Annotated in this window: 8 protein-coding genes; 6 read left to right on the top strand and 2 right to left on the bottom strand. The window is 64.0% G+C overall.

Annotated elements, in window-relative coordinates; all coding sequences use genetic code 11:
* Nucleotides 1-121 precede the first annotated feature (121 nt).
* From FHT79_RS16355 to FHT79_RS16335, 5 genes are all read left to right on the top strand, one after another.
* Complete coding sequence (locus FHT79_RS16355; protein ID WP_047617178.1) at nt 122-1219, top strand: class I SAM-dependent methyltransferase; 1098 nt, start codon at nt 122-124, stop codon at nt 1217-1219.
* Nucleotides 1216-2076: an RNA methyltransferase gene (locus FHT79_RS16350; RefSeq protein ID WP_028755471.1), complete on the top strand. Its 861-nt coding sequence runs from the start codon at nt 1216-1218 to the stop codon at nt 2074-2076. Before FHT79_RS16355 ends, FHT79_RS16350 begins: the two co-directional genes overlap by 4 nt.
* Complete coding sequence (gene lspA, locus FHT79_RS16345; RefSeq protein WP_047617180.1) at nt 2073-2576, top strand: signal peptidase II; 504 nt, start codon at nt 2073-2075, stop codon at nt 2574-2576. The genes FHT79_RS16350 and lspA overlap by 4 nt, the downstream gene beginning before the upstream one ends.
* Before the next feature lie 55 nt (nt 2577-2631).
* A complete protein-coding gene (locus FHT79_RS16340; RefSeq protein WP_132573709.1) occupies nt 2632-4911 on the top strand; it encodes an ATP-binding protein in 2280 nt (759 codons plus the stop codon).
* A 109-nt stretch (nt 4912-5020) separates the two neighbouring features.
* On the top strand, nt 5021-5899 hold the full coding sequence (locus FHT79_RS16335) for a GNAT family N-acetyltransferase (RefSeq protein ID WP_132573711.1): 879 nt from the start codon (nt 5021-5023) through the stop codon (nt 5897-5899).
* Nucleotides 5900-5928: 29 nt separating this feature from the next.
* Here the strand turns inward: FHT79_RS16335 and FHT79_RS16330 are convergent, their stop codons facing one another.
* Together FHT79_RS16330 and FHT79_RS16325 are read right to left on the bottom strand one after the other, a co-directional pair.
* Nucleotides 5929-6918 (bottom strand): helix-turn-helix transcriptional regulator, encoded by a 990-nt coding sequence (locus FHT79_RS16330; protein ID WP_048338211.1) that lies wholly within the window; start codon nt 6916-6918, stop codon nt 5929-5931.
* Between the two features lie 231 nt (nt 6919-7149).
* Nucleotides 7150-9435, bottom strand: a complete 2286-nt coding sequence (locus FHT79_RS16325; RefSeq protein WP_028755476.1) for an NADP-dependent malic enzyme — start codon at nt 9433-9435, stop codon at nt 7150-7152.
* A gap of 113 nt (nt 9436-9548) precedes the next feature.
* On the opposite strand from FHT79_RS16325, the gene mutS reads away from it, so the two are divergent.
* The gene (gene mutS / locus FHT79_RS16320) at nt 9549-12275 is read left to right on the top strand and encodes a DNA mismatch repair protein MutS (RefSeq protein WP_183903698.1); all 2727 of its coding nucleotides are present in this window, start codon (nt 9549-9551) and stop codon (nt 12273-12275) included.
* The last annotated feature ends 7 nt before the right edge of the window (nt 12276-12282 follow it).

Here is a 12282-nt window from a genome sequence, read left to right as displayed (position 1 = left end):
GCGCTGTGCCCGCAGAACCCGCCCTCTCGCGGGGGCCGGCCAGCGCGCAGTTGATCCGGCACGGTCTTCTGGGCTACTGCATAGCCTATAAGACACCCCGACAGAGACGCGGAAGAGCACGTTGAAACAAAGAGAACGCCGGCCGGGCCAGAAGAAGACATCCGGTCCCTCCGGTGAAAGCCGCAGGGACGATCGGGCCGGCCGGCCGGCAAAGCCGGTCGCGCGGCCACCGGCGACCCGCGAGACTGTGCGCGAGGCTGCCGCGCAGGCTGCCGTCATGCGCCCCCTGATGACGCGCAGCGGCGAGCGTCCGGCTGAGCGCGTGCCTGTCATCCTCGAATCGCTCGGCGCCGGCGATTTTCACCTGATCGACAGCGGAAATGGCGAAAAGCTGGAGCAATACGGCCCTTACCGCATCATCCGTCCCGAGGCCCAAGCGCTGTGGCGGCCATCGTTGCCGGCCCATGTCTGGGAAAAGGTCGATGCCGTCTTCACCGGCGATACCGACGAGGAAGGCACCGGCCGCTGGCGCTTCCCGAAAGAAGCGCTCGGCGAGACCTGGCCGCTCAATCTGCTCGGCGTCGATTTTCTCGGCCGCTTCACCTCTTTCCGTCATGTCGGCGTCTTCCCCGAGCAGATCGTGCACTGGAGCTGGATGAAGGAGCAGGTCGAAAAGGCCGGCCGGCCGCTGAAGGTGCTGAATCTCTTCGGTTATACCGGCGTCGCCTCGCTGGTTGCCGCCGCCGCCGGCGCCGAGGTCACCCATGTCGACGCCTCGAAGAAGGCGATCGGCTGGGCGCGCGAAAACCAGGCACTCGGGCGGATGGAGAAGCTGCCGATCCGCTGGATCTGCGAGGATGCGATGAAATTCATCCTGCGCGAGGAACGCCGCGGCAGCCAATACGACATCATCCTCACCGATCCGCCGAAATTCGGCCGCGGCCCCAATGGCGAGGTCTGGCATCTGTTCGAGCATCTGCCATTGATGCTCGACATCTGCCGCGAGATCCTGTCGCCGAAGGCGGTGGGCCTGGTGCTGACGGCCTATTCGATCCGCGCCAGCTTCTATTCGATCCACGAGCTGATGCGCGAGACGATGCGCGGCGCCGGCGGCGTGGTCGAATCCGGCGAGCTGGTGATTCGCGAAGCCGGCACTGACGGCAAGACTGAGGGCCGCGCCCTTTCCACTTCCCTCTTTTCCCGCTGGGTGCCGAAATGAGCAAGGACTTCCACGATCAGGGACCGCGCAGGGTCGGACAGGTGAAGGAAGTCACCTCGCTCGCCAATCCGATCATCAAGGACATCAAGGCGCTGACGAACAAGAAGTCGCGCGAGGAAAGCGGTACTTTCCTCGCCGAAGGACTGAAGCTCGTCATCGATGCGATCGAACTCGGCTGGACGATCCGCACGCTGGTCTATGCCAAGGCCGCCAAGGGCAAGCCGCTGGTCGAGCAGATGGCGGCCAGGACCGTCGCCTCGGGCGGGCTGGTGCTCGAAGTCAGCGAAAAGGTGATCGCCTCGATCACCCGCCGCGACAATCCGCAGATGGTCGTCGGCATTTTCGAGCAGCGCTGGAAGCCGCTGCGGGATATTCGGCCAAGGGATGGCGAGACCTGGGTGGCGCTCGACCGGGTGCGCGACCCCGGCAACCTCGGCACGATCATCCGGACAGCGGATGCGGCCGGCGCTTCCGGCATCATTCTGCTGGGAGAAACGACCGATCCCTTCTCGCTCGAAACGGTGCGGGCCACCATGGGCTCGGTCTTTGCCGTTCCGGTGGCGCGGGCGACCCCCGAGGAATTCATCGCCTGGCGGAAATCGGCCGGCGTTTCCATCGTCGCGACGCATCTGGCCGGCGCGGTCGATTACCGCACGATCGACTACCGGAAAAAGCCCGTCGTGCTCCTGATGGGCAATGAACAATCCGGCCTGCCGGACCAGCTGGCGAGGGAAGCCGATGCGCTTGCCCGCATTCCGCAGCAGGGCCGCGCCGATTCCCTGAACCTCGCCGTCGCCACAGCCGTCATGCTTTTCGAGGCGCGCCGCCATCTCCTCTCACTTGCCGAGGGCAAATGACCGAACAGACGCTTGCACGCCCCGCGCTGTTTTCGCGCCCGGCGCCGATTCTTTTCTTCATCGTCGTCGCCGTTCTTATCGACCAGATCGTCAAGATCGCCGTCGATCACACCCTGCCGCTGCAGGAGGTCGTGCCGGTCGTTCCGATGCTGGCGCTCTACCGCACCTACAATCTCGGCGTCGCCTTTTCGATGCTGTCGGGCATGGACGGCTGGTTCATCGTCGGCATGCGGCTCGTCATCGTCGCCTTCGTTATCTGGCTGTGGTATCGCACGGCGAAGGACCGCTGGCTCGCCCATCTCGGTTATGCGCTGATCATCGCCGGGGCGATCGGCAATCTCGTCGACCGCTTCGCCTATGGGCATGTGATCGATTACATTCTTTTTTACACCGAAAGCTGGTCCTTCGCGGTGTTCAATCTCGCCGACAGTTTCATCACCATCGGCGCCGGTTGTGTCATTCTCGATGAGTTGCTGCTGCCGAAAAAGACCGGCCGCTAAAATCTTATCGAATTCCTGAAGGCATTCGGAAGAGGCCTCATGTTATCCAGGTACCATGCACAACCTGGGACAGTTGCACGAAAGATTGTCCGCCGCCTTCGGTGGACCCGCCGCCAAGCCGCATGAAGAGCGGATCGGGGCCATCTTTTCACGACCGAAGGCATCGGCACCCCGGGGAACCGAAGACCGCCAGAACGGGCCTGCCGCGACGCGGCGCCTGCTGTTCTACTGGCTGGGCGGCGCCGGCCTGCTTGCCGCAACGATCCTGATGCTGCTTGCCCATGCCGGCGATCCGCTGCTGCTTTCGGGCGGTCTCGTCGTTCTTGGCCTTGCCGTCATCGCCAGTTACGCCCTGCTGATGGTACGGTCGCGCAGGGCCGGGCAGCGCAACGGCAAATCCACGGATTGGAACGATGGCGCAAAGCTGTTTGCCGACGTGCACGACGTGCTCGGCGACATCACCCTCGGCCGCACCATGGACCGGCGCATCATCTCCGCCAACGACACGTTTCGCCGCCTGACCGGGCGGCTGCGTCCGGAAGGCAAAACCTGCGAGGAGATCGGGCTTGCCTTCCGCCCCGGCCCGATCCCGCACTGCTACGACGTCGAGATCTCGACGCCGGAGGGCCAACGCATCTTCCTGTGGCGCGACGTCGTCACCCGTGACCCGGCAAACGGTCGCCTGCTGCTGCAGAGCGTTGCCCGCGACGTCACCGATGAGCGGCTGATCGCACAGGGCCGCGAGGAGGCCCGGCAGAAGGCCGAATATAACAGCGCCGCCAAATCCAGGCTGCTTGCCACCGTCAGCCACGAGGTGCGCACCCCGCTTTCCGGCATTCTCGGCATGACGCATCTGATCGCCGAGACGCGGCTGACGCAGGAGCAGCAGGACTATCTGGCGAACATCCGCCAGTCTGGCCACGCGCTGACCCAGCTGGTCGAGGACCTGCTCGATTTCTCCACCATCGAAGTCGGCCGCTTCGCGCTGCACCCGCGCTCGGAATCGCTGCGCAAGCTTCTGGAAAGCGTCGTCGAGATGCTCGCCCACCGGGCGCATGAAAAGGGTATCGAGATCGGCGCCACCGTATCGTCCGACGTGCCGGAGAATATGAGCTTCGATCCGGCGCGGCTGCGCCAGGTTCTCTTCAACGTCATCGGCAATGCCGTGAAATTCACCCAGGTCGGCGGCGTTTTCATCCGCGTGTCGCTCGACGCCGGCGATCTGCTGATCACCGTGACCGACAGCGGTCCCGGCATGACGGCCGAGGAACAGGCGCGCGTCTTCGGCGAATTCGAGCAGGGCGGGACCTTTGCCGACAAGAGCAACGGCACCGGGCTCGGCCTTGCCATCTCCGCTCGCATCATGCGCGAATTCAACGGCGCGCTGACGGTTGCCAGCGAAAAGGGCAGAGGCAGCGAATTCACCATCCGCTTCCCCGTCGACATCGGCAGCGAGCGCCCCGACCGGCGAAACACGCTGCTTGCCGGCAACAGCGTCGTGCTGCTGGCGCCGGCAGGTGCGGCCCGCACCGCCATTGCCGAGACGATCAGCACACTCGGCGGCTTCTGCCATCTCGTCGGCGACGGCGAAACGGCGCGGGCAACGCTGCTCGGCTTGGCAAAGAGCGGAAAGCGGCCGACGGATATCATCATCGACCACCGGATGTCGGCGGAATTTTCCGCCCATCTTGCCGACCGCGCCGACATCGCCGCTCTTGGCCTGCGCAAGGTCCTGCTCGTCAATCCGGAAGAGCGCAGCGCCCATCCGCTCGACCTCTTCGACGCCTGGCTGATCCGGCCGCTGCGCGAGCAGTCGCTGATCGACGTGCTGCGCGGGCGCATGCGCGGCATGGAGAAACGCGACGCGCTGAACGACAACCAGCCGGGCTTCGGCCTTTCGGTGACGGAGACGCTGGTTGCCGCGAGCGGGCTCAGCATCCTGCTCGGCGAGGATGATCCGATCAATGCCATGCTGGTGCGCGTCGTCCTGGAAAAGGGCGGGCACAAGGTGCGCCATGTCGAGGATTTCGAGTCGCTGCTCGACTATGCGCTCTGCGAAGCGAATGCCCGGCCCGACATCATCATCAGCGACCTGTCGATGCCGGGCGGGAACGGCATCGACATGCTGGGGCGCCTGCGCGGCCATGAAAGACGGCTCGATCTTGCTCCGGTGCCGGTGATCGTTCTCACCGCCGACAAGAGCGACGAATCACGCCGGCAGGTCTTGCTCAACGGCGCCAACCGCGTCATGGTTAAGCCGGTCGACCCGGTGCGGCTGCTGACCGAAGTTCAGGCTGTCGCCGCACTTTCCGCCCGCCGTGCTGAGGCGCGGTAAGGCGCGTCGAAACCGGTACGCTCCTTGCGTTTGGGAAATTCAAAATGTCACTTTCCTGTCGTATAGAAGTGTTTTATGGCGTCGATAAGCCGGCAACGGGAGAATCGCCATGTCCGCCATCGACATCCTGAATCGTGACACCACGGCGGAGGCTGCGCGGCCTTCGACGGCTGTTGCACAGAAGGACGGCGACATTCTCGGCCGCATCGGCAATCTGGAGACTCGCCTGGCCCGCACGGCACGCGAGATCGATGCCGCCCAGGCTGTGCGCTACCGCGTCTTCGTCGACGAAATGAAGGCGCAACTGCCGCTGGAGGCCATGCGCCGCCAGCGCGACGTCGACGCCTATGACGCTTTCTGCGACCATCTTCTCGTTCTCGACCGTGCAATCGAGGGCGATCCGGAAGACCAGATCGTCGGCACCTACCGGCTGTTGCGCCAGGATGTCGCCATCGCCAATGGCGGTTTTTACTCGGCTTCCGAATTCGAGATCGAGGGCCTCATTGCCAAACATCCGGATAAGCGCTTCATGGAACTCGGCCGTTCCTGCGTGCTGCCGGAATACCGCACCAAGCGAACCGTCGAACTTCTGTGGCAGGGCAACTGGGCCTATGCGCTGAAGCACGGCGTGAGCGCCATGTTCGGCTGCGCTTCCTTCCCCGGCGTCTATCTGGAAAGCCATGCGTTGGCACTGTCCTTCCTCTACCACAATGTGCTGGCGAAGAACGAATGGGCCGTCGGCGCCCTACCGGACCTCGCCCGCAACATGGACCTGATGCCGGTCGAAGCCATCAACCCGAAGCGGGCGCTGATGTCCCTGCCGCCGCTGATCAAGGGCTATCTGCGCCTCGGCGCCATGGTCGGCTCCAGCGCGGTCATCGACCATGCCTTCAACACGACCGACGTGCTGATCGTGCTGCCGATCGCCAGCATTTCCGACCGCTACCTGAATTATTACGGCGCCGACGCCGGCCGCTTCGCGAGCTAACTTGGTCTACTTCGAGTGACGATCGTCCGTCACAGATCGGCTCGCCTTCTGGTGTCCGACGGGTTCTCTCCGTAGGCCGCCCGATAGGTTGCCGCAAAGCGGCCAAAGTGAAAGAATCCCCACTTCAAGCAGATGTCCCGCAATGGCTGCCGGTTTGAAGGATCGCGCAGATCCTCTCGCACCGCCTGCAAGCGGATCGTCCTGAGGTAGGCGGCCGGTGTGGTTCCCTTGAAGGTACGAAAACCGCTTTCAAGCGCGCGAATGGAAATGCCGGCCGCCTCCGCGACGCTCTGCATCGTCAACGGCTGTGCGATGTTCGCATGCATGAATTCAACTGCCCGACGGACATGCCGGGGTGCGATCAGGTGGATTTTCCTGTCGAGAAGGTGCGAGAGCCGATGAGGAACCAAGCGCACCAGCAGATCGGCAAACCCCTGGGTCAGGTTCAACATGGCGATTGGCGAGTGAAGGAGCGGCCCGTTGTTGCTCATGCCGATGATGATCGTTTGGGCGAGGCTGCCGATCAACTGTCCGGCTGCGGTGGAAAGATCGACGAGCGGCGCCAGGTCCATTGGCCCGGTCAGGGGTGTCTCCAGTATGGAGGCGACGGTTTGAGCGATGATCGTCCAGTTCAGGCTCAGTGTATCCGACCGGTGAGGCGCTGCCCGTACGGAAACCCGTTCCGGCTCGAGATTGTTCATCAACAAGAGCCGCCCAGGTGTCCCTTGGATCACGTTCCGACCCAGCGTTACATCGAGAGCGCCCCTCCGCGGCATGATGATTGCCAGAGTTTCCGGTGTTCCATGGGCCGTTCTCGCACCCCAGCCGCCGGAATCCTGGTTGCTGACCAACGACAATCTTTCATCACCCCAGAAGCCAACCTTCCAGTCGAGCGGTTTTTCCCGACCATTGCGCCATGCATCGAACGAACCGAACCCCCTGGTCAGAGCCTCGACCATATCGTCGAAGGTTGCCCCCTGAAATCGGGCGATGAAATTGGCGGATGCGTTTTCTGGCATGGGACACCAACCGGCTGATATCAAACAACTGAGCTGCAAAACCGCATCGATTGCCCGCGGTCTTTCAATATCGCTGTGGGCAAATTATGCCGCCCCCTACAGGTCTATTGTATCAAAAGTATGACTTATCGGAAGAGCAGCCTTCATCACAGATGCCACGAAAACTTGTGCCCGGCCGACGGGCAGTCGGCCGGGCACGGAATGCCGTCTCATATGTCGCAAGAGGCGCGTTTACGAACCCGCCCCATAGGCAGCGATCGCCGCCATGTTGACGATGTCGGAATCCTTGGCGCCCATCGCGGTGATCTGCACCGGCTTGTCGACGCCGACGAGGATCGGGCCGATCACCGTGGAGCCGCCAAGTTCCTGCAGCATCTTGGTCGAGATCGAGGCCGAGTGGAAAGCCGGCATGACGAGCACGTTGGCCGGGCCGGACAGGCGGCAGAAAGGATATTGCTCCATCACCTTGCGGTTCAGAGCGACGTCGGCCGCCATCTCGCCGTCATATTCGAAATCGACGCGACGCTTGTCGAGGATCTTCACCGCCTCGCGCACCCGCTCGGAGCGTTCGCCCGAGGGATGGCCGAAGGTGGAATAGGCAAGCAGGGCGACGCGTGGCGAATAACCCATGCGCCGCGCCAGGCCCGCGGCCTCCTCGGCAATATCGGCAAGCTGCTCGGCCGTCGGCATGTCGTGCACCGCCGTATCGGCCACGAAGACCGTACGGCCGCGGCAGAGCGCCAGCGACACGCCGATGATGCGGTGGCCGGGCTTCTCGTCGATGCAGCGGCGCACATCCTCGAGCGCCGTCGAATAATTGCGGGTGATGCCCGTCACCATGCCGTCGGCGTCGCCGAGCGCCACCATGGTGGCGGCGAAGTGGTTGCGGTCGTTGTGGATCAGCCGCTGGGCATCGCGATAGAGATAACCGTGCCGCTGCAGCCTCGCATAGAGATAATCGACATAGGCCTCAATGCGGGTGGAGATACGGGCATTGACGATCTCGAGGCCGGGCCGGTTGAGATCGATGCCGGCGCGTTCCGCCGTCGCCCGGATCAGGTCCTCGCGGCCGAGCAGGATGGCGGTGCCGAGCTGCTGGTTGGCATAGGAAAGGGCTGCGCGCAGGACCTGTTCTTCCTCGGCCTCGGCAAAGACGATCCGCTTCGGGCGGCGGCGGACACGCTCGTAGAGGCTGGCGAGCGTCGAGGCGATCGGATCGCGGCGTGCCGACAGCTCGCGGGCATAACCCGCCATGTCGGTGATGACCTTGCGGGCGACGCCGCTTTCGATCGCAGCCTGCGCGACTGCCACCGGGATCGCCGAGATCAGGCGGGGATCGAAGGGAACGGGAATGATGTATTGCGACCCGAAACGCGGCCGGTTGCCCTGATAGGCGGCGACAACGTCATCGGGCACGTCCTCGCGGGCCAGGTTTGCCAGCGCATTGACAGCGGCGATCTTCATCGCATCGTTGATTGTCGAGGCACGGACATCGAGAGCGCCGCGGAAGATATAGGGAAAGCCGAGGACGTTGTTGACCTGGTTCGGATAGTCCGAACGGCCGGTCGCCATGATGGCGTCGTCGCGGATGCGGGCGACCTCTTCCGGCGTGATCTCGGGATCGGGATTGGCCATGGCGAAGATGATCGGCCGCTCGGCCATCGAGCGGATCATCTCGGCCGAAAACGCACCTTTCTGCGACAGGCCGAAAACGACGTCCGCGCCCTGCATCGCCTCTTCCAGCGTGCGTGCGTCGGTCTTTGCCGCATGCGCCGATTTCCACTGGTTCATACCCTCGGTGCGGCCCTGGTAGATGACGCCCTTGGTGTCGCAGAGGATGACATTGTCAGGGGCAAACCCCATCGCCTTGATGAGTTCGACGCAGGCGATCGCCGCAGCACCGGCACCATTGCAGACGAGCTTGGTCGTCTTCAGGTCGCGGCCGGTCAGCTCCAGCGCGTTGATCAGGCCGGCAGCGGCGATGATGGCCGTTCCATGCTGGTCGTCATGGAAGACGGGAATGTCCATCAGCTCGCGCAGCCGGCTTTCGATGACGAAACAATCCGGTGCCTTGATATCCTCGAGGTTGATGCCGCCGAAGGATGGACCGAGAAAGCGCACGCAGTTGATGAACTCGTCGACATTTTCCGTATCGATCTCGAGGTCGATGGAATCGACATCGGCGAAGCGCTTGAAGAGCACCGCCTTGCCTTCCATGACAGGCTTGGAAGCCAGCGCGCCGAGATTGCCGAGACCGAGGATCGCCGTGCCGTTGGATATGACGGCGACCATATTGCCGCGCGCCGTGTAGTCATAGGCCGTCTGCGGATCGGCGGCGATCGCCTTCACCGGCACGGCAACACCCGGCGAATAGGCCAGCGAGAGATCGCGTTGCGTCGCCATCGGCTTGGTCGGGTTGATCTCCAGCTTGCCGGGCCGGCCCATGGCGTGAAATTCGAGCGCCTCCTGGTCGGTAACAGAGGTCACCGGCCGGTCCTTCTTATCGATATCGGGCATAAATCCTCCAACGTCCTGTGGGCGACGCTTTGCTCTTCCTCAAATGCTGTTGTCATCTATAGCGGCGGGCGGATAGGGTTGGCACCTGTTTTTTTGGGAAAAACTCCACCTCCGTGAACGCACGAATAGACACAGGGAATGAAGCCTTTTCGGCTGCCGAGCTCGCCACGGCGGAAAGCCGTGCCTCCGCGACGCCGATGATGGAGCAATATATCGAGATCAAGGCGAACAATCCGGGTTCGCTGCTCTTCTACCGCATGGGCGATTTCTACGAGCTGTTCTTCGAGGACGCGCTGGAAGCGTCGCGCGCGCTCGGCATCACGCTGACGAAGCGCGGCCAGCACATGGGCCAGGATATCCCGATGTGCGGCGTTCCGGTGCATGCGGCCGACGATTATCTGCAAAAGCTGATCTCGCTCGGCTTCCGCGTCGCCGTCTGCGAGCAGATCGAGGATCCGGCCGAAGCGAAAAAACGCGGCGCGAAATCCGTCGTCAAGCGCGACGTCATCCGCCTCGTCACCCCCGGCACGATCACCGAGGAAAAGCTGCTTTCGCCCTCGGAGTCCAACTATCTGATGGCGCTGACCCGCATTCGCGGCGGGGCCGAGCCGTTGCTGGCGCTTGCCTGGATCGATATTTCCACGGGCGTCTTCCGGCTTGCCGAAACCGAAGCCTCGCGGCTGCTGGCCGATATCCTGCGCATCGATCCGCGCGAACTCATCCTGCCCGACACGATCTTCCACGATCCCGAGCTCAAGCCGGTCTTCGACGTGCTCGGCCGGACAGCCGTACCGCAGCCTTCCGTGCTCTTCGACAGCGCCAGCGCCGAGGGCCGGATTGCCCGTTATTTCGGCGTCGCGACGCTCGACGGCTTCGGCACCTTCTCGCGCGCCGAACTCGCGGCAGCGGCGGCGGCCGTCGCCTATGTCGAGAAGACGCAGATCGCCGAGCGCCCGCCGCTTGGAAAACCGGAGCGGGAAAGTGCGGCTTCGACGCTGTTCATCGACCCCGCCACCCGCGCCAATCTGGAACTTGCCCGCACGCTTTCGGGCGATCGCAACGGTTCGCTCTTGAAAGCGACCGACCGCACCGTCACCGGCGGCGGCGCCAGGCTTCTCGCCGAGCGGCTGATGTCGCCGCTGACCGACCCTGCCCGTATCAATGCGCGGCTCGATTCGATCGGTTTCCTGATCGACGAACCCCTGCTCTGCGGCAACCTGCGCGACACGCTGAAACATGTGCCCGACATGCCGCGTGCGCTGTCACGCCTCGCACTCGACCGCGGCGGCCCGCGCGATCTCTGGGCGATCCGCCAGGGCCTGGAAGCGGCGGCGGGACTTGCAGGCCTGCTCGACAAGGCGATGCTGCCCGAAGAGCTCGGCCAGGCATTGTCCGGGCTGCAGGCGTTTCCCGCAGCCTTGGAAAAGCTGCTTGCCGAAACGCTTGCCGACGAATTGCCGCTGTTGAAACGCGACGGCGGTTTTCTGCGCGACGGCGCCAGCGCCGAACTCGACGAGGTCCGGGCGCTGCGCGACCAGTCGCGCCGGGTCATCGCCGGCCTGCAACTGCAATATGCCGAGGAAACCGGCATCCGGTCGCTGAAGATCAAGCACAACAATATCCTCGGCTATTTCATCGAGGTCACCGCCGGCAATGCCTCGCCGATGACCGATACGGCGGAGGCCAAGGCGCGCTTCATCCACCGCCAGACGATGGCGAGCGCGATGCGCTTCACCACCACTGAACTTGCCGATCTGGAAAGCCGCATCGCCAACGCCGCCGACCGGGCGCTTTCGATCGAACTCGCAGCCTTCGACAGGATGACGGCGGCCGTGGTTGCGGAAGCCGAGGCGATCAAATCGGGCGCGAAGGCGCTTGCCGTCATCGACGTCGCCGCGGGCCTGGCGCTTCTCGCCGAAGAGCAGGCCTATTGCCGCCCGCAGGTCGACGGCTCGAAGATGTTTGCCATCGAGGGCGGGCGCCATCCGGTCGTCGAGCAGGCGCTGCGGCGGCAGGCCGGCGGCCCCTTCGTCGCCAATCATTGCGATCTGTCGCCGAAGACCGGCGACCGGGACGGGGCGATCTGGCTCTTGACCGGCCCGAACATGGGCGGCAAGTCGACCTTTCTGCGCCAGAACGCGCTGATCGCTATCCTGGCGCAGATGGGCTCCTTCGTGCCGGCGACATCAGCCCATATCGGCATCGTCGACCGGCTTTTCTCCCGTGTCGGCGCCTCCGACGATCTGGCGCGCGGGCGCTCCACCTTCATGGTCGAGATGGTGGAAACGGCTGCGATCCTCAACCAGGCGAGCGACCGTTCGCTCGTCATCCTCGACGAGATCGGCCGCGGCACCGCCACCTTTGACGGCCTGTCGATCGCCTGGGCGGCCGTCGAACACCTGCATGAGGCCAATCGCTGCCGCGGCCTCTTCGCCACGCATTTCCATGAGCTGACCGTGCTTTCGGAAAAGCTTGGCCGGCTGTCGAACGCCACGATGCGCGTCAAGGAATGGGACGGCGACGTCATCTTCCTGCACGAGGTCGGGCCGGGGGCGGCGGATCGCTCCTACGGCATCCAGGTCGCGCGCCTTGCCGGGCTGCCGGCCTCGGTCGTGGCGCGGGCCCGCGACGTGCTTACCCGTCTGGAAGATGCCGACCGCAAAAACCCGGCGAGCCAGCTGATCGACGACCTGCCGCTCTTCCAGGTGGCGGTGCGCCGCGAGGACACGGCCCGCGGCCCGTCCAAGGTCGAGGAGGCGCTGAAGGCGATGAGCCTTGACGATATGACGCCGCGCGAGGCAATGGACGCACTTTACGACCTCAAGAAGAAACTGAAATAGGAGCGGC

This window comes from Rhizobium sp. BK212, from assembly GCF_014197475.1.
In the GTDB taxonomy this organism is placed as follows: domain Bacteria; phylum Pseudomonadota; class Alphaproteobacteria; order Rhizobiales; family Rhizobiaceae; genus Rhizobium; species Rhizobium anhuiense.
This window is presented reverse-complemented; position numbering and strand designations above follow the sequence as displayed.

Bases quoted from the DNA above. Each gene is read 5' to 3' on its own strand.
- lspA (WP_047617180.1), top strand. From the start codon at position 2,073: ATGACCGAACAGACGCTTGCACGCCCCGCGCTGTTTTCGCGCCCGGCG.
- FHT79_RS16340 (WP_132573709.1), top strand. From the start codon at position 2,632: ATGCACAACCTGGGACAGTTGCACGAAAGATTGTCCGCCGCCTTCGGT.
- FHT79_RS16325 (WP_028755476.1), bottom strand. From the start codon at position 9,435: ATGCCCGATATCGATAAGAAGGACCGGCCGGTGACCTCTGTTACCGAC.
- FHT79_RS16335 (WP_132573711.1), top strand. From the start codon at position 5,021: ATGTCCGCCATCGACATCCTGAATCGTGACACCACGGCGGAGGCTGCG.
- FHT79_RS16330 (WP_048338211.1), bottom strand. From the start codon at position 6,918: ATGCCAGAAAACGCATCCGCCAATTTCATCGCCCGATTTCAGGGGGCA.
- FHT79_RS16350 (WP_028755471.1), top strand. From the start codon at position 1,216: ATGAGCAAGGACTTCCACGATCAGGGACCGCGCAGGGTCGGACAGGTG.